Origin of the sequence: Microlunatus antarcticus (genome assembly GCF_014193425.1) — a bacterium.
Taxonomy (GTDB): domain Bacteria; phylum Actinomycetota; class Actinomycetes; order Propionibacteriales; family Propionibacteriaceae; genus Microlunatus; species Microlunatus antarcticus.
In genome coordinates this window covers 306569-325465 of sequence record NZ_JACHZG010000001.1, presented here as the reverse complement: position 1 = coordinate 325465, position 18897 = coordinate 306569, and the positions used below count along the sequence as shown (strand labels likewise).

The following is an 18897-nucleotide window of genomic DNA, read 5'->3' as shown; positions in this document are numbered from 1 at the left end:
GCGCGGTGGTCACCTCGAGGACATTCCGGGGCCACCACTAGGTTCGTGGGGTGGACGAACACGGCCTCGACCTGGACCTGGACTACCTCGAGGACACGGGCCCCGGGACCGGGAGACGGACCCCCGCGCGGGCCTGGGTCGACACCGACGCACCCGCGCTGAGCCTCGACGGCGACTGGCGCTTTCGCTGGTCGCCCTCCCCCGTCGGCCTGGGCACCGCCTTCGCGGACCCGGCGTACGACGACTCCGGCTGGGACACGCTGCCCGTCCCCTCGCACTGGGTCCTGCACGGCGACCCGTCGGGCGCGCGCCGCTACGGGGCGCCGATCTACACGAACGTGCAGTACCCCTTCCCGCTCGACCCGCCGCACGTGCCCGACGAGAACCCGACGGGCGACCACCGGCGGACGTTCGCCGGGCCCGGCTGGGTCGGCGAGGAGGGAACCCGGACCCTGCTGCGCCTCGACGGCGTCGAGTCGGTCTACCGCGTGTGGCTGAACGGCGTCGAGATCGGCGTCGGCCGCGGCAGCCGGCTCGTGCAGGAGCTCGACGTGACGCAGGCCCTGCGCCCGGGCGAGAACGTGATCGCCGTCCGCGTGCACCAGTGGTCGGCCGCCAGCTACGTCGAGGACCAGGACCAGTGGTGGCTGCCCGGCATCTTCCGCTCGGTCACCCTGCTCGCCCGCCCCGCCGGCAGCCTCGACGACGTCTGGCTCGCGACCTCGTACGCGCCCTCGGGCCGCACGCGCGGGCACGGCCGCCTCGACCCGCGCGTCGTGGCCGGGCCGGAGGCGTTCCCGCTGACCGTCCGGGTCCCCGAGCTCGGGGTCGAGCGCTCCTTCGGCTCGGCCGCCGAGCTGGGGACCTTCGACCTCGGTGAGGTCGAGCCGTGGACCGCCGAGTCCCCCCGCCTGTACGCCGCGACCGTCACGTCGACCGGCGAGACGGTCTCGGTCCGCCTGGGCTTCCGCAGCGTGACGATCGCGGGCGACCGGCTCCTCGTGAACGGCGACCGGCTCGTCTTCCGCGGCATGAACCGGCACGAGACGCACGCTGTGCGCGGCCGCGTCTTCGACGAGGACTTCGCCCGCGAGGACCTGCTCGCCATGAAGCGCGCCGGCGTCAACGCCGTCCGCACCAGCCACTACCCGCCGCACCCGCGGGTGCTGGACCTGCTCGACGAGCTCGGCTTCTGGGTCGTGCTGGAGTGCGACCTGGAGACGCACGGCTTCTTCTTGGCCGACTGGGCCGGCAACCCGAGCGACGACCCGGCGTGGGCCGAGGCGTACCTCGACCGCATCGAGCGGACCGTCGAGCGCGACAAGAACCACCCCAGCGTCGTCGTCTGGTCGCTCGGCAACGAGGCCTGGACCGGGCGCAACCTCGCCGCCATGGCCGACTGGGTGCACCGCCGCGACCCGAGCCGGCCGGTCCACTACGAGGGCGACCACAGCTGCTCCTACACCGACCTCTACTCGCGGATGTACCCGAACTACCGCGAGACCGCGGCCATCGGATCCGACGCCGGGTTCGTCGACTACCTGCACGGCCCCGCCGAGGCGGTGCGGATCCGGCAGCGGCCGGCGGTCCTCTGCGAGTACGTCCACGCCATGGGCAACGGCCCCGGCGGCGTCCGGACGTACGACGACCTGTTCGAGGAGCACCCGCGCCTGCACGGCGGCTTCGTCTGGGAGTGGCGCGACCACGGGCTGCTGGCGCACCGTCCGGACGGGACCGAGTTCTACGCGTACGGCGGCGACTTCGGCGAGGTCGTGCACGACGGCAACTTCGTCATGGACGGGATGGTCCTGCCCGACGGCACCCCGACGCCGGGGCTGGCGGAGTGGAGCGCGGTCAACGCGCCGGTCCGCCTGGAGTGCTCGGGCTCGATCCTGAGCGTCCGCAACCGGCAGCACTCGGCCACCACCGCCGGGCTGCGGTTCGTCGGGGTGCGCGATGTCGACGGGCACGCGGACGCCGAGGTGCGCATCGACGCGATGCCGGTCGAGGCCGGCGAGACGGGGCGGCTGGCGCTGCCCGCTGCGCTGCTCGAGCCGGCGGACACCGGGGAGACCTGGCTGACCGTGCGGGCCGAGCTGGCGCACGACACCCCTTGGGCGCCCGCCGGCCACGTGGTCGCCCGGACGCAGTGCGACCTCACGCCGCAGGCCGCCCGGCCCGTCACCGCGGCGCGACGCCCGGAACGGCTGCACCTCGCCGACCGGTCCGCCTCCGTCCGGCTCGGTCCGGCCGAGCTGGACCTCGCGACGGGCCTGCTCACGCGCATCGGTGACCTCGCCGTGTCGGGTCCGCGCCTCGAGCTGTGGCGCGCCCCCACCGACAACGACCGGAGCGCCGAGCGGGGCTCGTACGAGCTGGCCGCCCCCGAGGACAGCCTCGGCGAGGGGGTCCCGGGTCCGTCGTCCGACCAGCGCTGGCGCGAGCGCGGCCTGGACCGGCTCGTCCACCGGGTGACGGCCGTCGAGGTCGGTGACGACACCGCCGTCGTCCGGGTCCGGGTCGGCGCGGCGACGCAGGCGCTCGGCGTGGACGTCACGTTCCGCTACGGCGTGCGGGACGACGCCGTGACGCTGCGCGTCGAGGTCCAGCCCGACCCGGGCTGGGACTGCACCTGGCCGCGGGTCGGCGTGCGCCTCGATCTGCCGGTGGGGCTCGACCGGGCCGAGTGGTTCGGGACCGGGCCGCACGAGAGCTACCCCGACACCCACGACGCGGCGTACGTCGGACGCTTCGCCGCCGACCTGGGCGGGCTCGACGTGCGCTACTCGCGCCCGCAGGAGACCGGGCACCGCGCGGAGCTGCGCGAGCTGGTGGTGCGTGACGCCGACGCGGCCCGCCTGGTGGTCCGGACGCGCGCGGCCGCCGACGGCCACCGTCCCGGCTTCACCCTCACCGGGTGGACGCCGCAGCAGCTCGACCGGGCCCGGCACCCGGACGAGCTGCCGACGCCGGACGCGACGTTCCTGTTCGTGGACGACGCCGTGCACGGCATCGGGAGCCGCGCGTGCGGCATGGACGTGCTACCCGAGCACGCCCTGTGGCCGGGCGCGCGGGCGTTCGAGGTCGAGCTGTCGCTGCCCTGAGCGGTACCAGCGCAGGCAGACCAGCACGGCGAGCAGCAGGTCCACGGCGTCGCCGCCGTAGTACATGACGAGCGCGCCCCGCTGCTCGTCGAGCACGTCCGGTCCGGTCGCCGCCGCGTAGAGGCGCTTGGCCAGGACGTCGTGCGCGGCGAGGGCGAGCACGAGCACCGCGAGCAGGTGCCGCGTCCCGCGGCGGTGCGGCAGCGGGTCCGGCCCGACGAGCACCGCGGTGAAGAGGTAGCCCGCGAGCAGGACGTGCAGGTGCACGACCACGTCCACGGGCGGGTGCGCGTGCGCGACCTCGAGCAGCGGCGTCGCGTAGATCAGCCAGAGCCCGCCGACCGCGAGCACCGCGGCGACCGTGGGCTCGGTGAGGGCCCGCAGCGGACGGCTCCGCAGCAGCCGGCTCAGCCGCCGGGCGGTGGTGACGGATAGCGCGTTCAGCGCGAGGGTGACCGGCGCGCCCAGCACGAGCAGGAGCGGCGCGAGCATGCCCAGCAGGACGTGCCCGGCCATGTGCGCGGTCCAGCTGCTCGTGGCCGCCGCGGCCAGCGGGCCGCTGACGGCCGCGGTGGCCAGCAGGCAGCCGACCACCCAGGACGCCGTCCGCCGGAGCGACCAGCTCCGGCCGCGCCGCCGGGCGCGGCCGACGAGGAGCCCGTACGCGAGCAGGGCCAGCAGCGCGACGACGGGCCCGAGCACCGCGAGGAGGTCGACGCCGCCCGCGTGGTGCCCGCTCACGCGACCGCCGGCTGCGGGCCGCGCGAGCGCACGGTCAGGACGGCGCCGACGACCAGCATCGCGACGGCGAGGACGTTCCAGGTGAGGTCGTACGGCAGCAGGTCGACCTCGTAGCGGATCTGGTGCAGCCCGAAGACCTTGTGCTGGACGAGGCCGTCGTAGAGCTGGAACCCGCCCGCGCCGAGCAGCAGCCCACCGACCCACCGCCGCACGACGAGCGCCTGGTGGCGGCGCAGGTCGGCGAGGAGGAACAGCCCGGTGACGACGGCGACGAAGCCGACGGCGTGGAACAGCCCGTCCGAGACGAGGCCGGCGTCCGGCGTCGAGCGGTCGTAGAAGTGGTGCCAGTGCAGCAGCTGGTGGAACACGGTCTCGTCGACGAAGGCGACGAGACCGACCCCGGCGAGGACGCCGGACAGGGTGCTGCGGGCGGCGGGCTGACGACGGGCGGGGCTGGGCACGGGCGGGACCTCCGGGGGACGGGACTACCTGCACCCCGTACCCCGCGGAGCCCTCGCCTAGCCGGTCTCGTAGAAGGACTCCTTGAGGTAGGCGTCGACGGCGCCCTCCTTGACCCGGAAGCTGCGGCCGAAGCGCACCGCCTCCAGCTCGCCGGCGTGGATGAGGCGGTAGACGCTCATCTTGGAGACCCGCATGACCGCGGCGACCTCGGCGACCGTGAGGAAATTGACGTTCGTCAGGTTGCCGCCGATCGGCCTGACGCCGCTCGGGGCGGTCTTGTCCACCATGCTCGTGTGCTCGTTTCTGTGCCGTCGGCGCCGGGCTTCCCCTCCGGCGTCACGCGAGCACTGGTGTGAGAGTAGTGGTAAACGGTGCCCCTGGTACAGACTCCTCACAGGAAATTCTTCGACACGCAGGGCTTGGTGCTTGACGCTCAACTCGAGGGTCACACCACCCCTCCGAGCGTCGGGTAGCCGGAGCCCCGGTTCGGTCTGGACGACGAGCGAGTCAGCTGCCGAGCGGCGGCAGCGGCAGGGACGACCGCTGACGAGCGAGGAGGAAGACCGAAGCGTCAGGGCGTAGGCGGGCGCGAGGAGGACAGCTAAAAACCGGGGTCGAGGCCCAGCTCGGGGAACACGGCCCGCCGGGTCGCCATGATCGCCTGGTCGAGCCGGCTCTCCGGGTTGAAGCCGTCGTCGAAGCGACGGAAGGAGACCTGCACGCCGTCGCCCATGGTCTCCGGCGCGTACGCCCCGATCCGGTCGCGCCAGGCCTGCGGCGTGGGCGTCTCCGGGTCGAGCGGGTGGCCGCCGACGACGGCGAGGAGATGGGTCCAGGCGCGGGGCACGACGTGCAGCACGGCGTAGCCGCCCCCGCCCGTCGACACCCAGCGGCCGTCGGCGAGCTCGTCGGCCAGGTTCGCGAGGGCCACGTACGAGGCGCGCTGCCCGTCGAGGGTCAGGTCGAGGTCGGCCAGCGGGTCGTGGCTGTGGGAGTCGCAGCCGTGCTGCGTGACCAGGACCTGCGGACTGTGGGCGGCGAGGACCTGCGGCACGACCGCGTCGAACGCCCGCAGCCAGCCGGCGTCGCCGGTCCCCGGGGGCAGGGCCACGTTCACCGCGGAGCCCAGGGCGTCCGGCCCGCCGATCTCGGTCGGGAAGCCCGTGCCGGGGAACAGGCACACCGGCGTCTCGTGCAGGCTCACGGTCATGACGCGCGGGTCGTCCCAGAAGACCTTCTGGACGCCGTCGCCATGGTGCACGTCGACGTCGACGTACGCCACCCGCTCGACCCCCTGGTCGAGGAGCCACTGGATGGCGACCGCGACGTCGTTGTAGACGCAGAAGCCGCTGGTCCGGTCCGGCATCGCGTGGTGCAGGCCGCCGGCGATGTTGCTCGCCCGGCGGGCCGGGCCCTCCCAGACCTGCCGGGCCGCCTCGACCGTCGCGGTGACGACCTGCGAGGAGACCTCGTGCATCTCGGGGAACACCGGGTTGTCGCTGGTGCCGAGGCCGTGGCGCTCGTCGGCCACGCCACGCCGTACGGCCTCGATGTACTCGGGCGTGTGGACCGTAGCGAGCAGGGCGTCGTCGGCGGGCGGCGGGGCGACGACGTCGAGCGCGTCGAGCACGCCGAGGCTGGCGGCCAGCGCGACCGCGGACCGTACGCGGCCCGGCGACATCGCGTGGTCGGAGCCGAAGTCGTAGCCGGTGAGGGCCTCGGAGTAGACGAAGACCGGGCGCCCGGTCACCGGTGCGCCTGCTGGTCGCGCGCGGCGGCCGCCAGCGCCTGGCTGCGGTCGCGCGCCGCCTCCATCGCGCTGAGGAACGCGGCCCGCACCTTGTGGTCCTCGAGCTCGCGCAGCGCCGCCGCCGTCGTCCCGCCGGGCGAGGTCACGCGTTCGCGGAGCACGGTCGGGTGCTCCCCGCTCTCGCGCAGGAGCTTGGCCGAGCCGAGCATCGTCTGCACGACGAGCTCGGTGCTCAGGTCGCGGGGCAGCCCGAGGTGCACGCCGGCCTCGATCATGGCCTCGACGACGAAGAAGAGGTACGCGGGCCCCGACCCCGAGATCGCGGTCACCGCGTCGAGGTAGCCCTCGGGCACGACCTCGACGCGACCGGTGGCCGAGAGGATGTCGCGGACCCGTTCGAGGTGGTCGGGCGTGGCCGACGACCCGGCCGCGACGGCGGCCATGCCCTCGTCGACCTGGGCCGGCGTGTTGGCCATGACGCGGACCACGGGCTGGCCCGCCGGCAGGCCGGCCTCGAGCGTGGCGGTGTCGACGCCGGCCGCGAGCGAGACCACGAGGGCCTCGGCGTCGAGCGTCGGCGCGATCTCGGACAGCAGGCCGCGCATGTCCTGGGGCTTGACCACGAGGACCACGGTCGACGCCCCGGCCACCGCGTCGACGTTGGTCGTCATGGTGATGCCGTACGCGGCCTCGAGCTCGGCGACCCGTTCGGGCCGGCGGTCGGTGGCGACGAGGTCGGTCGGGTCCCAGCCCGCCCGGACGAGACCGGACAGCACGGTCTCCCCCATCACGCCGGCCCCGAGCAGGGCGAGCCGGCTGCGCTGCCGACCTTCCGCGGTCTCCGTCACCTCAGACCCGGCTGCCCGAGACCAGGTCCTGCGAGACGAGCTCCGCGATCTGCACCGCGTTGAGCGCCGCACCCTTGCGCAGGTTGTCGTTGCTGATGAACATCACCAGCCCCTTGCCGTCCGGCGCCGAGCGGTCGGCCCGGATCCGGCCGACGTAGCTCGGGTCGCGCCCCGCGGCGTCGAGCGGCGTCGGGACGTCCATGAGCTCGACCCCGGCGGCCTCGGCGAGCAGGGCGGTCGCCTGCTCGGCGCTGAGGTCCTCGGCGAACTCGGCGTGCACCGCGAGCGAGTGCCCGGTGAAGACCGGGACGCGCACGCAGGTGCCCGCGACCAGCAGGTCCGGGATGTGCAGGATCTTGCGCGACTCGTTGCGGAGCTTCTGCTCCTCGTCGGTCTCGCCCCAGCCGTCGTCGACGATGGAGCCGGCCATCGGCAGCACGTTGAAGGCGATGGGCTTCACGTACAGCTCGGGTGCCGGCAGCGCGACGGCCCGGCCGTCGAAGGCGAGCGCCGAGGCCCGGTCGGCCACGGCGCGGACCTGGGCGTCGAGCTCGGCGACGCCGGCCCCGCCGGAGCCGGACACGGCCTGGAAGGTCGCGACTTGCAGCCGGACGAGCCGGGCGGCTCGGTGGAGCGGTGCGAGCACCGGCATCGCGGCCATGGTCGTGCAGTTCGGGTTGGCGATGATGCCCTTGGCCGGGCGCAGGGCGTCGTCGGGGTTGACCTCGGCGACGACGAGCGGCACGTCGGGGTCCATCCGCCACGCGGACGAGTTGTCGATGACGACGGCCCCGGCCTCGACGACGCGCGGCGCGGTCGCCTTGGAGGCCGCCTTGCCGTTGGAGAACAGCGCCAGGTCGAGCCCGGTGAAGTCCGCGGTGTCGGTGTCCTCCACCACGACCTCGCCGTCGCCCCACGGCAACGTCGTGCCGGCGGACCGGGCCGAGGCGAAGAAACGGACCTGCTCGAGGGGGAACCCGCGCTCGGCGAGCAGCGCCCGCATGACGCCGCCGACCTGCCCGGTGGCCCCGAAGACTCCAACACGCATGGGGGCCAGCGTAGAGCGTGTGCGAAGCATCACCCCTCTCCTTCCGCGGACGTGCAGGATGGGCGCGTGATCGTCGGGCGCGTACGCGCAGGTCTGGCCGGGCTCGACGGACCGTGGCCGCAGCCGCACGGGCGGGCCGCCGGCGGGTGGATCGGGCTGGAGATCTTCCTCGTCCTCGGGCTGTCGCTGGGGCGTTCCGCGATCTACTCGATCCTGTCGATCATCGAGCGCTCGACACGCGGCACGCCGCTCTCGTCGCAGACCTCCACGCTGAACGCGTCGGCCACGCCGGACCGCCCGTGGCTCGACCTCGGCTACCAGCTCGTGGCCATCGGCTTCGCGATGGTGCCGGTGCTGCTGGCCCTCTACCTGCTCAACCAGACCAACGCGCCCGCCGGGCGCCTGGTCGGCCTCGTCCCGCCGCGCCCGAGGACCGACCTCCTCGGCGGCCTCGCCATCGCGGCGGCGATCGGGATCCCCGGGCTGGGGCTCTACCTCGGCGCCCGCGCGCTCGGCCTCAACACCCAGGTCCAGGCGTCGGGGCTCGGCGACAGCTGGTGGACGATCCCCGTGCTGGTCCTCTCGGCCGCGCAGAACGCGGCGCTCGAGGAGGTCGTGATGGTCGGCTACCTCGTCGTCCGGCTCCGGCAGCTCGGGTGGGGCCTGCCGGCGGTGGTCGCGTTCAGCGCGGTCGTGCGCGGGTCGTACCACCTCTACCAGGGCTACGGCGGCTTCGTCGGGAACCTGATCATGGGCGTGATCTTCGTGCTCGTGTTCCTGCGGTGGCGCCGCGTCACGCCGCTGGTGGTCGCGCACACGCTGCTCGACGTCGCGGCGTTCGTCGGGTACGCCCTGGTCGCGCCGTACGTCACCTGGCTGTGAGGATGCTCCCGTGATGCAGAAGGCCCCCGTCGTCGTCCTGCGACCCGCGACCGCTCCCGGCGGCAGCGCCGAGGCGTGGACGCAGGCCTGGTCGGCCCAGGGCCGTACGGCGCTCGTCCCCGACCTCACGCCGCAGCCCGGCCTGGTCGTGCTGGAGTCGCCCGGGCTCGAGGTGCTGGCCGCGCTGTCGGCCTCCGGCGCGGAACGGGCCGTGCTGCACGGGAGCGGCTACGGCGCGATGGTGGCGCTGCACGTCGCCGCCAACTACCCCGAGCGCGTCGCCGCCCTGGTGCTCAGTACTGCGAGTCGGGTCATGGACCGCCAGCGCCGCGGCATCGCCGACGCGGCGTACGGACTGCTCGCGGTCTCCCGCGTGCAGCAGCTGCACGGTCCGCAGGGCCGGGTGCTGGAGCTGCTCGACCAGGTCCGGACGGTCGACTGGTCCCCGTTCGCGGACCGCGTCCGCACCCCCGCGCTGGTCGTCCTCGGCGACAAGGACGCGATCAACCGCGGCCCGAGCCGCCGCCTCGCCGCCGTCCTGCCCGAGTCGGAGCTGGTCGTCGTCCCCGGCGCGAAGGAGGGCTGGGCCACCCGCGACCCCTCGGCCCTCGTCAGCGCCGCGGCGCCGTTCCTGGACCGCCTCGGCGTCTGAGGGATGGGCTGACCGTCTGCTCGGCTCTTTCGACGACGGGTGCGCGGGTCGGCTTCCTACTTCTGCTGTGCCGTACCCGTCTCGTCCACGGCGAACGAGCGGACGCCGGCCGCGAGGTGCTCGCGGGTGAACTCGAGCGCCTCGTGCAGCTCGGCCTCGCGACGGGCCCGCGAGCCGCTCTTGCGGGAGTTGACCTCGAGCACGACGTGGCCGTCGAAGCCGTTCTCGGTCACCCAGGTCAGGGTCTCGCCCGCCCGCTGGTCGCCGTAGCCGGGCATCAGGTGCTCGTCCTTGCGCGACCCGGTGCCGTCGGTCAGGTGGATGTGCTGCAGCCGGCTGCCCCAGGTCTTGGCCAGGTCGATCGACTGCTGCTGCGCGGTCGAGGCGTGGGAGAAGTCGAGGGTGAGGTGCTCGTACGGCAGCTCGGTCGGGTCCCAGCCCGGCACGTACGCCTTGACCTCGCGACCCGGCGTACGCCACGGGTACATGTTCTCGACGCAGAACGTCACGTCGTACTCGCGGTTGAGCCGCTCGATGCCGGCGACGAAGCCGCGGGCGTACTCGGGCTGCCACCGGAACGGCGGGTGCACCACGACGACGCCGGCGCCGAGCCGGATCGCCGCCTCCGCGGAACGGTCGAGCTTGGCCCAGGGGTCGGTCCCCCACACCCGCTGGCTGATCAGCAGGCAGGGTGCGTGCACGGCGAGCACCGGGACGCCGTGGTAGTCGCGCAGCTTCTCCACCGCGTCGATGTCGGCGGCCACCGCGTCGATGCCGACCATCAGCTCGACGCCGTCGTAGCCGAGCTTGCGGGCGAGCTCGAAGCCGCTGGACGTGCCCTCGGGGTAGACCGACGACGTCGAGAGGGCCACCTTCGGCGCCTGTGCTGTCACCCGTCGAGACTACGCTGACGGGATGCCCGAGGTGCAGATCGGATTCCCCCGGGCGTGGGCGGAGCTCACGGACCCGTCCGACCCCGACCAGGTGTTCCGCTGCGACCTCACCTGGCTCACCTCGCGCTGGACCTGCATCTTCGGCCGCGGCTGCCCCGGCATCTACGCCGACCGGCCCGACGACGGCTGCTGCACGCTCGGCGCCCACTTCGCGGACGAGGAGGACGAGTCGCGCGTGGCCGAGGCCGTCTCCTGGCTGACCGAGGAGCAGTGGCAGCTGCGCGACGTCGGTCTGCGGGACGGCTGGGTCGAGCTCGAGGACACCACGGACCTCCCCGCCGGGACCGAGCCGGCGCGCAAGACCCGGGTCGAGGACGGGGCGTGCGTCTTCCTCAACCGGCCGGGCTTCGCGGGCGGCACCGGCTGCGCGCTGCACAAGCTGGCCCTCGACACCGGCCTGGAGATCACCGAGACCAAGCCCGACGTCTGCTGGCAGCTCCCGCAGCGCCGGCAGTACCGCACGGTGACCCGCACCGACGACACCACCTACCTCGAGGTGAGCATCGGCGAGTACGGCCGTGAGGGCTGGGGACCGGGCGGGCACGACCTCGACTGGTACTGCTCGTCGAACACCGAGGCCCACGTCGCCGACGAGCCCGTGTACGCCACGAACGCCGCCGAGCTGCGGGCGCTGATGGGCGACGCGGCGTACGACGTGCTGGTCGGGCTGTGCGAGGAGTTCGAGACCCGACGGGGCCGGGCGCTGTCCCACCCGGCCGACCCCGTGGCGCCGCGCCGCGGCCCGGCAGCGAGGATGTGACGATGCAGCTCGATCACCTGGCCTTCGCCGCGGGACCCGAGGGTCTCGACGAGACGACCCGGCGGCTGGGCGGTCAGCTGGGCGGCCGCTTCCTCGACGGCGGCTTCCATCCCCGCTTCGGCACCCGCAACCGGATCCTCCCGCTCGCCGGGGGCCGCTACCTCGAGGTCGTCGAGGTCCTCGACCACCCGGCCGCCGACAAGGCCCCCTTCGGGCAGGCCGTCCGGGCCCGTTCCGCGGACGGCGGCGGCTGGCTCGGCTGGGTCGTGGCCGTGGACGACCTCGGTCCCGTGGAGCAGCGCCTCGGGCGGACCGCGGCCGAGGGCAGCCGCTTCACCCCGGACGGCTCCCAGCTGCGCTGGCGCCAGGTCGGGGTCAAGGGCCTGCAGAGCGACCCGCAGCTCCCCTTCTTCGTGCAGTGGCTCAGCGACCCCGAGCAGCACCCCTCTGCGGGCGGCGGCGACATCGCGCTGACCCGGCTGGAGATCGCCGGGGACCACGCCCGGGTCGACGAGTGGCTCGGCGGCAAGATGAACCTGGTGCTGGACGACCTCGAGGTCGAGTGGGTCGCCCCGCACGGCCAGCCCGGCGTCGTCGCCGCCGTGTTCACGACGCCCTCCGGCGTCGTCCGCATCTAGCCCTCACCGAGTCCGGGAGCACCGTGCCCGTCCCCCTCCGGCCGGCCGTCTCCGGCCTGCCCGCGTACGTCGCCGGCCGTCCGGCCCCGACGCGGCCCGACCTCGTCACCTACAAGCTGTCCAGCAACGAGAACCCCTTCCCGCCGCTGCCCGGCGTGCTCGAGGCGGTCGCGCAGGCCACGGCCTCGATGAACCGCTACCCCGACATCGCGAACACCCGGATGGCCGAGGCGCTTGGCGCCCGGCTCGGCGTCGACGCGGACCGGCTGGCCTTCGGCACGGGCTCGGTGGGGGTGCTCTACCACCTGCTGCAGGCGGTCTGCGGTCCCGGCGACGAGGTCGTCCACGCCTGGCGGAGCTTCGAGGCGTACCCGATCGCGGTCCTGCTGACCGGGGCTCGCTGGGTGGGCGTTCCGCTGGGCAGCGGGGCCGAGCACGACCTCGACGCGATGCTCGCGGCCGTCGGCCCTGCCACGCGGGCCGTCCTGCTCTGCAGCCCGAACAACCCCACCGGCCCGGCGCTGCGTCACGACGAGGTCGTCGCCTTCGTCGACGCGGTGCCCGACGACGTCCTCGTCGTCGTCGACGAGGCGTACGTCGAGTTCGTCACCTCCCCCACCGCCGTGCGCGGCCTGGAGGTCGCCGAGGGCCGCGACAACGTCGTTGTGCTACGGACGTTCTCCAAGGCGTACGGGCTGGCCGGCTTCCGCGTCGGCTACTGCGTCGCCGCGCCGCCGCTGGCGCAGGCGGTCCGGGCCGTGGCCCTGCCCTTCGGGGTCTCGCTGCCGGCCCAGGCCGCGGTGATCGCCTCGCTGGAGCACGAGCCCGAGCTGCTCGCGCGGGTCGCCGAGCTCGTGACCCGTCGCGACGCGCTCGCGGTCGGGCTCCGCGACCTCGGGCTCGACGTCCCCGACGCCCAGGGCAACTTCGTCTGGCTCGCGGCCGGTCCGGGCACGGCCGACGTGGCCGCGACCTTCGGCGAGGCCGGGCTGGTCGTGCGCCCGTACGTGTCCGGCGACCCCGGCGACGGCGTCCGGATCACCGTCGGCGAGCCCGAGGCCGACGCCCGCGTGCTCGAGGTGGCGGCGCGGCTGGCCGGAACTGTCAGCGGGCCCGCCTAGCGTCGTCGACGTGGCAAAGACTGCGGCACGACCCGGGTTCGTCTGCACGGAGTGCGGCTGGACGACCGTCAAGTGGCAGGGCCGGTGCGGGGAGTGCCAGACCTGGGGCAGCGTCAGCGAGGCCGGCGCGCCCCGGCTCGCGACCGTGCAGTCCCACACCCCCACGTCCAAGGCCGTGCCGATCGCCCGGATCGACCCCGACCTCGCGATCCGCACCCTGACCGGCGTCGGCGAGCTGGACCGCGTGCTCGGCGACGGGATCGTCCCCGGGGCCGTGGTGCTGCTGGCCGGCGAGCCCGGCGTCGGCAAGTCGACCCTGCTGCTCGAGGTCGCCGCGCGCTGGGCCAAGGCGGGCCGCCGCACGCTCTACGTCTCGGGCGAGGAGTCCGCCGCCCAGGTGCGGCTGCGGGCCGGGCGGACCAACGCGCTCGCCGACGAGCTCTACCTGGCGGCCGAGACCGACCTCGGCACCGTGCTCGGGCACATCGAGGAGGTCGCGCCGTCGCTGATGGTGCTCGACTCCGTGCAGACCGTCGGCACCGCGGAGGCGGAGGGCTCGCCCGGCGGGCCGACCCAGGTCCGCGAGGTGACGGCCGCGCTCGTCCGCGTGGCCAAGCGGCGCGGCATGGCGGTGATCATCGTCGGCCACGTGACCAAGGACGGCGCGATCGCTGGCCCGCGGCTGCTCGAGCACCTGGTCGACGTCGTGCTGGCGTTCGAGGGCGACCGGCACTCCGGGTTCCGCATGGTGCGCGCCACCAAGAACCGCTTCGGCCCGGCCGACGAGGTCGGCTGCTTCGAGATGGCCGAGACCGGCATCGTCGAGGTCACCGACCCGAGCGGGCTCTTCACCTCGGTGCACGCCGAGCCGGTGCCCGGCACCTGCATCACGGTGACGATGGAGGGCCGCCGGCCGCTGCTCGCCGAGCTGCAGGCCCTCGTCGTCCCGAGCGTGCTGCCCGCACCGCGGCGCACGGTCCACGGCCTCGACAGCGGCCGGGTGTCGATGGTGCTGGCCGTGCTCGAGCGCCGCTGCCGCGTCGCGGTGGGCAGCCGCGACGTCTACGCCTCCACCGTGGGCGGGGCCAAGGTCTCCGACCCGTCCGCCGACCTGGCGATCGCCATCGCCATCGCGTCGGCGGCCACGAACACGACGCTCGCGCCGCGCACCCTCGCCCTGGGCGAGGTCGGGCTCGCCGGGGAGCTGCGCCGCGTGCCGGGGACCGACCGGCGGCTGGCCGAGGCGGCGCGGCTGGGTTTCACCGACGCGCTCGTCCCGACCGAGACGACGACCGGCCGTCGCGGCCTGGTCGACGCCCGGCGCCTCAGCACGACCGAGCGTCCCGGCATCCGGGTGCACGAGGTCCCGACGCTCGCCCACGCGCTGTCGGCGGCCGGGGTCGACGGACGCTGAGGCGGGGCACTCCGGCTGAGAGTGACCTAAGATGACGGCGGCCGGCTGCGGGGTGGGCCGACGGGGACGGGAGCACGAGCCGTGGAGGTTGCGGAGAGCGACGGCGGGGGTCGGGCGACGCTGCTCGACGAGCTGCGGACGCTCGCGCCCGGCACCCCGATGCGCGACGGGCTGGAGCGCATCCTGCGCGGCCGTACGGGCGCGCTGATCGTGCTCGGCGACACCGACGTCATCACCGAGGTCTCGACCGGCGGGTTCGCGCTCGACGTCCCCTTCACCCCGACCGCCCTGCGCGAGCTGGCCAAGATGGACGGCGCCATCGTGCTGAGCGAGGACCGGGAGCGCATCGTCCGGGCCGGCGTCCACCTGATGCCGGACCGCTCCATCGAGACGTCCGAGACCGGGACCCGGCACCGTACGGCGGAGCGCGTCGCCCGGCAGTCGGGCCTGCCCGTGGTCACCGTCTCCGCCTCGATGGCGACGATCTCGCTGTTCCTCGCCGACCAGCGCTACCTGCTCGAGCAGTCGGGCCAGATCCTGTCGCGGGCGGAGCAGGCGCTGCAGACGCTCGAGCGCTACCGCGGCCGGCTCACCCAGGTCATCGCGCGGCTCTCGTCGCTGGAGGTGCAGGACGCCGTCACCATCCGCGACGTCGCCCTCGTGGCGCAGCGGCTGGAGATGGTGGCCCGGCTGGAGGAGGAGATCGAGAGCTACGTCCTGGAGCTCGGGACGGACGGGCGCCTGCTGACCCTCCAGCTCTCCGAGCTCGCGGTCGACTTCGCCCGCCTGCCCGACCTGCTGGAGCGGGACTACCGCCCGCACGAGGACGACGACTTCTCGCTGGCCCACCTGCGTCGCCTGACCACCCCGCAGCTGGTGGAGCCCGCGGTCGTGGCCCGGACGCTCGGCTTCGGGCCCGTCATCAACCTCGACGCCCGCGTCGTGAGCCGGGGCTTCCGTCAGGTGGCGCAGATCAGCCGGCTCCCCGCCGCCCTCGGCGTCCGGCTGATCGAGCACTTCGGCAACCTGCAGGCCCTCTTCGGGGCGAGCATCGCCGAGCTGCAGGACGTGGACGGGGTCGGCGAGAGCCGCGCCCGGGTCATCCGCGACGGCCTGCTCCGCCTGGCCGACGCCGCGTACAGCGACCGTCTCGACTGAGCGGCACCGGACCGTGCTCCTGACCGCCTAGGTCAGGATGATCCGCCAGCGCACCTCTTTGGCGTCGTCGAAGTTGGCGATCGCCCAGTAGTAGCCGGCCTTGGGGGCCTCGCGCTCCTTGCTGCACCCGTCCCCGGAACGCTGGCCGTTCCACTTGATCTTCCAGTCCAGCGACTTCTGCGACGTCAGCTTGCGGCTCTGCGCGGGCACGGCGGCCGGGCAGTCCTCGGTCGACCAGATCTTGTCCTTGCCGGACACGATCGTCAGCGTGTAGTTCGCGTTCGTGACCTTGAGGTAGCAGGACTTGCTGGAGCCGTTGATCAGCGAGACCGCGAAGGTCGCGGACTTCTTGGCCTTGACCTTCTTCGGCCCGGTCAGGGTCGGACGGAGGTCGTCGGTCGGGCAGGTGGCGAGCACCGTGGCCTTCGCCTTCTTCTTGGCCGCCGCCTTCTTGGCCTCGGCCGCGGCCTCCGCCTTCTTCTTCTCCGCCGCGGTCGGCGGCGTGGCCTTCTCCGTCTTCGTCTTCTGGCCCGGCTTGGGCGTCACGACGCTGCCGTCGGTCGGCGAGGCCGACGCGCTCGGCCTGGTCGTGGCCGCGCCGGGGGTCGGGCTCGCGGTGGTGCCAGCCGTCGGGGTGTCCGTGCTCCCGGGCGTCGGGGAGGCGGTCACGTCCACGGAAGGGCTCGCGGACGGGGTGACCGGCGGCAGGGTCGGCGCGACGACCGAGGGCGGTGCCGGCTCGGCCTGCACCGCGGATCCGGCGCTCATCGCGTTGCCGACCAGGGCGATGACGATCCCGATGGCGACGACGGCGGCGATCAGGACGGCCAGCCGCCGGACCCAGTAGCGCTCGCGTGGCTCCGGCCCGACCGGGTGCAGGACGCTGCTCATAACGGGGAGGTTAAGCAGCGCGGGCGCCGCCCGCCGTCAGGCTCGCCGCGCCCGACGGAACATCACGAACAGGTACGTTCGCCCGGTGCCGGACCACATCGTCGCTCGGGTCGTGGCCTGGTACGACGCCAACGCGCGCGACCTGCCCTGGCGCCGGCCCATCACCTCGCCGTGGGGGGTGATGGTCAGCGAGTTCATGCTCCAGCAGACCCCCGTGGAGCGGGTCCGCGAGCCCTGGGCGCGCTGGCTCGAGCGGTGGCCGACCCCGGGTGACCTCGCCGCCTCGCCGTCGGGCGACGCCGTCCGCGCCTGGGGCCGGCTCGGCTACCCGCGTCGTGCGCTGCGCCTGCACGGGGCGGCGGTCGCCATCACGGAACGGTTCGGCGGGCGGGTGCCCGACGACCTCGACGACCTGCGGAGCCTGCCCGGCGTCGGCTCCTACACCGCGGCCGCGGTGGCGAGCTTCGCGTACGGGCGACGTGCGGTCGTCCTCGACACCAACGTCCGCCGCGTCCTCGGCCGGGTCGCGGCGGGCGAGGCCTACCCCGGAGCCGCGCAGACCCGGGCCGAGGTGGCCGTGGCGGAGACGTTCCTGCCCGACGAGCCGGCGCTCGCCGCCCGCTGGGCGGTCGCCTCGATGGAGCTCGGCGCCGTCGTGTGCACGGCCCGTGCGCCGCGGTGCGACGTCTGCCCGGTCATCGACGTCTGCGCGTGGCGGCAGGCCGGCTACCCCGCCTGGGCGGGTCCACCGCGACGGGGGCAGTCGTACGAGGGGACGGACCGCCAGTGCCGCGGGGCGCTGCTGGCGGTGCTGCGCGGCAGCGACGAGCCGGTGGCCCACGACGAGCTGGCGACCGCCTGGCTCGAACCGGTGCAGCGCGAGCGGGCGCTGGCCTCGCTCGTCACGGACGGCCTCGCCGTCCGCACGGGCGCCGACGACCCGCGCTGGTCCCTGCCCGGTTGACGCGCCTCCCGGGGCAGGGCGGGCCGTCGGTAGTTTGAGGCCGTGTCCCTGACTCCCGACGAAACCGCCCACCCCGAGAACCTGCCGAAGGCGCCGGCCCCCTCGGTGCCCACCCGCAAGCTCGTGCACGGCGCGGAGATCCCGATGCTCGGTCTCGGGACGTCGCCGGTCCTCGGCGAGGAGGTCGTGCGCCAGGTGGCGACGGCGGTCGCGGCGGGCTACCGGCTGATCGACACCGCCGAGAACTACCACAACGAGGAGGGCGTCGGCGAAGGCCTTCGGGTCTCCGGCGCCGACCGTTCGGTGATCTTCCTGACCAGCAAGCTCAACCGGGAGTGGCACGGCGTCGACGGGGTCCGGCGGGCGCTGGAGGCGAGCCTCGAGCGGCTCGGCACCGACTACCTCGACCTGTTCCTCATCCACTGGCCGAACCCCGACCAGGACCGCTACGTCGACGCGGTTCGCGGGCTCGAGGCGCTCCGCGAGGAGGGTCTCCTCAAGGCCATCGGCGTCTCGAACTTCAAGCCGGCCCACCTGCAGCGCGTCATCGACGAGACCGGGATCATCCCCGACGTCAACCAGGTGCAGCTCAGCCCGTACGCCACCCGCCCCGAGGTCCGCGAGATCGACGACACGTACGGCATCGCGACCGAGTCGTGGAGCCCGCTCGGGGCCAGCAGCAGCGCGCTCCGGGAGGACGCCCGGCTCACCGGCATCGCCGAGCGCCTGGACATGACCCCGACCCAGGTCATCCTGCGCTGGCACGTCCAGATGGGCCTCGTCGCGATCCCGAAGTCCACCAGCCCCGCCCACCTCGCGGAGAACATCGGGATCTTCTCCTTCGAGCTGACCGACGAGGACATGGCGACGATCGCCGAGCTCGACGGCGGCGACGTCGACCTCGCGGACTCGGACACGTTCGGGCACTGACGCACTGGTCCGCCGCGGAGCCGGACGCCGGGAAGGGTCTGCGGCGGCCCTCGTGACTGTGCGTCCCCGCACCTCCCTGCCGCGTGTCGAGGTGCGCGAGCGCACAGGTGCGAAGCGGCTTCGCGCTCCGCGGCGGGGAGTCGAGCACGGACCTCGCGCCAGCGCTAGGCGATACCGTCGATCATGGACACCAACCGGCGGCGCGACGACGACGCGGCCGTGGACTCCCAACGAGCCGCGAACGACGAGGGCATGTCGAAGAAGGACGTCGGGGCAGCGGCGGGCGACATTCGCCCGCGGAGCGAGGATGCCGCCTTTCGCGAGCTGGCGGTTGCGGTGGTCGACCGCGCCCGCGAGCTACTGGACCGACTGGGTCGGTGACGCGCACCTACCCGCGCAGCGACCAGGCTCATCACCTAGACCGCCTGAGCCTGACCTGCAGCACCCCTCGTCGCGACAAACCGCTGACTCCGGACCGCCAGACCGCCGATGACGACGTCGGGAGTCAGCGTTTTCTCGACGTCTGCCGGGGGCGTGGATCGAGAAAAGGGGCGGGTGCAGACGCAGCGAGGCCCGGCACC

Annotated in this window: 19 protein-coding genes; 11 read left to right on the top strand and 8 right to left on the bottom strand. The window is 74.0% G+C overall.

Annotated elements, in window-relative coordinates; translation table 11 throughout:
• Nucleotides 1–50: 50 nt before the first annotated feature.
• Nucleotides 51–3104 carry a glycoside hydrolase family 2 TIM barrel-domain containing protein gene (locus tag FHX39_RS01575; protein WP_332836613.1) on the top strand — a complete coding sequence of 1018 codons (3054 nt, stop codon included), beginning with the start codon at nt 51–53 and terminating at the stop codon, nt 3102–3104.
• Here FHX39_RS01575 and FHX39_RS01570 read toward each other — a convergent pair.
• The 6 genes from FHX39_RS01570 to FHX39_RS01545 form a co-directional block, all read right to left on the bottom strand.
• On the bottom strand, nt 3042–3845 hold the full coding sequence (locus FHX39_RS01570) for a cytochrome c oxidase assembly protein (RefSeq protein ID WP_183336213.1): 804 nt from the start codon (nt 3843–3845) through the stop codon (nt 3042–3044). The two genes, FHX39_RS01575 and FHX39_RS01570, sit on opposite strands and share 63 nt — an antisense overlap.
• Nucleotides 3842–4306, bottom strand: coding sequence for a DUF2243 domain-containing protein (locus FHX39_RS01565; RefSeq protein WP_183336211.1), 465 nt, complete (start codon nt 4304–4306; stop codon nt 3842–3844). Before FHX39_RS01565 ends, FHX39_RS01570 begins: the two co-directional genes overlap by 4 nt.
• 57 nt (nt 4307–4363) lie before the next feature.
• On the bottom strand, nt 4364–4594 hold the full coding sequence (locus FHX39_RS01560; RefSeq protein ID WP_183336209.1) for a helix-turn-helix domain-containing protein: 231 nt from the start codon (nt 4592–4594) through the stop codon (nt 4364–4366).
• Between the two features lie 314 nt (nt 4595–4908).
• On the bottom strand, nt 4909–6057 hold the full coding sequence (locus tag FHX39_RS01555) for an acetoin utilization protein AcuC (RefSeq protein ID WP_332836612.1): 1149 nt from the start codon (nt 6055–6057) through the stop codon (nt 4909–4911).
• Nucleotides 6054–6905, bottom strand: a complete 852-nt coding sequence (proC, locus tag FHX39_RS01550) for a pyrroline-5-carboxylate reductase (protein WP_332836611.1) — start codon at nt 6903–6905, stop codon at nt 6054–6056. The genes FHX39_RS01555 and proC overlap by 4 nt, the downstream gene beginning before the upstream one ends.
• Nucleotide 6906: 1 nt before the next feature.
• Complete coding sequence (locus FHX39_RS01545) at nt 6907–7962, bottom strand: aspartate-semialdehyde dehydrogenase (protein WP_198423509.1); 1056 nt, start codon at nt 7960–7962, stop codon at nt 6907–6909.
• 141 nt (nt 7963–8103) lie between these two features.
• Between FHX39_RS01545 and FHX39_RS01540 the strand changes: the two genes are divergently transcribed.
• Nucleotides 8104–8835, top strand: coding sequence for a CPBP family intramembrane glutamic endopeptidase (locus FHX39_RS01540; protein WP_332836925.1), 732 nt, complete (start codon nt 8104–8106; stop codon nt 8833–8835).
• A gap of 10 nt (nt 8836–8845) precedes the next feature.
• Complete coding sequence (locus FHX39_RS01535; protein WP_183336205.1) at nt 8846–9487, top strand: alpha/beta fold hydrolase; 642 nt, start codon at nt 8846–8848, stop codon at nt 9485–9487.
• Nucleotides 9488–9543: 56 nt separating this feature from the next.
• On the opposite strand, the gene FHX39_RS01530 is transcribed toward FHX39_RS01535, so the two are convergent.
• Entirely contained in the window at nt 9544–10380 is an 837-nt protein-coding gene (locus FHX39_RS01530; RefSeq protein WP_183336203.1) for a sugar phosphate isomerase/epimerase family protein, read from the bottom strand.
• A gap of 22 nt (nt 10381–10402) precedes the next feature.
• On the opposite strand from FHX39_RS01530, the gene FHX39_RS01525 reads away from it, so the two are divergent.
• From FHX39_RS01525 to disA, 5 genes are all read left to right on the top strand, one after another.
• Complete coding sequence (locus FHX39_RS01525) at nt 10403–11200, top strand: hypothetical protein (RefSeq protein WP_183336201.1); 798 nt, start codon at nt 10403–10405, stop codon at nt 11198–11200.
• Nucleotides 11201–11202: 2 nt separating this feature from the next.
• Entirely contained in the window at nt 11203–11838 is a 636-nt protein-coding gene (locus tag FHX39_RS01520) for a VOC family protein (protein WP_183336199.1), read from the top strand.
• Nucleotides 11839–11861: 23 nt separating this feature from the next.
• Nucleotides 11862–12959 carry a histidinol-phosphate transaminase gene (locus FHX39_RS01515; protein WP_183336197.1) on the top strand — a complete coding sequence of 366 codons (1098 nt, stop codon included), beginning with the start codon at nt 11862–11864 and terminating at the stop codon, nt 12957–12959.
• A gap of 10 nt (nt 12960–12969) precedes the next feature.
• Nucleotides 12970–14373, top strand: coding sequence for a DNA repair protein RadA (gene radA / locus FHX39_RS01510; RefSeq protein ID WP_183336195.1), 1404 nt, complete (start codon nt 12970–12972; stop codon nt 14371–14373).
• 81 nt (nt 14374–14454) lie between these two features.
• Nucleotides 14455–15531 (top strand): DNA integrity scanning diadenylate cyclase DisA, encoded by a 1077-nt coding sequence (gene disA, locus FHX39_RS01505; protein ID WP_332836610.1) that lies wholly within the window; start codon nt 14455–14457, stop codon nt 15529–15531.
• 27 nt (nt 15532–15558) lie between these two features.
• Here the strand turns inward: disA and FHX39_RS01500 are convergent, their stop codons facing one another.
• Nucleotides 15559–16422 (bottom strand): RodZ family helix-turn-helix domain-containing protein, encoded by an 864-nt coding sequence (locus FHX39_RS01500; protein WP_183336193.1) that lies wholly within the window; start codon nt 16420–16422, stop codon nt 15559–15561.
• Nucleotides 16423–16507: 85 nt separating this feature from the next.
• On the opposite strand from FHX39_RS01500, the gene FHX39_RS01495 reads away from it, so the two are divergent.
• From FHX39_RS01495 to FHX39_RS01485, 3 genes are all read left to right on the top strand, one after another.
• Nucleotides 16508–17386 (top strand): HhH-GPD family protein, encoded by an 879-nt coding sequence (locus FHX39_RS01495; protein WP_332836609.1) that lies wholly within the window; start codon nt 16508–16510, stop codon nt 17384–17386.
• Between the two features lie 42 nt (nt 17387–17428).
• Nucleotides 17429–18316, top strand: a complete 888-nt coding sequence (locus FHX39_RS01490) for an aldo/keto reductase (RefSeq protein WP_332836608.1) — start codon at nt 17429–17431, stop codon at nt 18314–18316.
• Nucleotides 18317–18499: 183 nt separating this feature from the next.
• Nucleotides 18500–18697 (top strand): hypothetical protein, encoded by a 198-nt coding sequence (locus FHX39_RS01485; RefSeq protein WP_183336191.1) that lies wholly within the window; start codon nt 18500–18502, stop codon nt 18695–18697.
• Nucleotides 18698–18897 lie beyond the last annotated feature (200 nt).

Excerpts from the sequence above, each read along its gene's own strand:
- FHX39_RS01500 (WP_183336193.1), bottom strand. The coding sequence starts at position 16,422 with ATGAGCAGCGTCCTGCACCCGGTCGGGCCGGAGCCACGCGAGCGCTAC.
- FHX39_RS01525 (WP_183336201.1), top strand. The coding sequence starts at position 10,403 with ATGCCCGAGGTGCAGATCGGATTCCCCCGGGCGTGGGCGGAGCTCACG.
- FHX39_RS01485 (WP_183336191.1), top strand. The coding sequence starts at position 18,500 with ATGGACACCAACCGGCGGCGCGACGACGACGCGGCCGTGGACTCCCAA.
- FHX39_RS01520 (WP_183336199.1), top strand. The coding sequence starts at position 11,203 with ATGCAGCTCGATCACCTGGCCTTCGCCGCGGGACCCGAGGGTCTCGAC.
- FHX39_RS01560 (WP_183336209.1), bottom strand. The coding sequence starts at position 4,594 with ATGGTGGACAAGACCGCCCCGAGCGGCGTCAGGCCGATCGGCGGCAAC.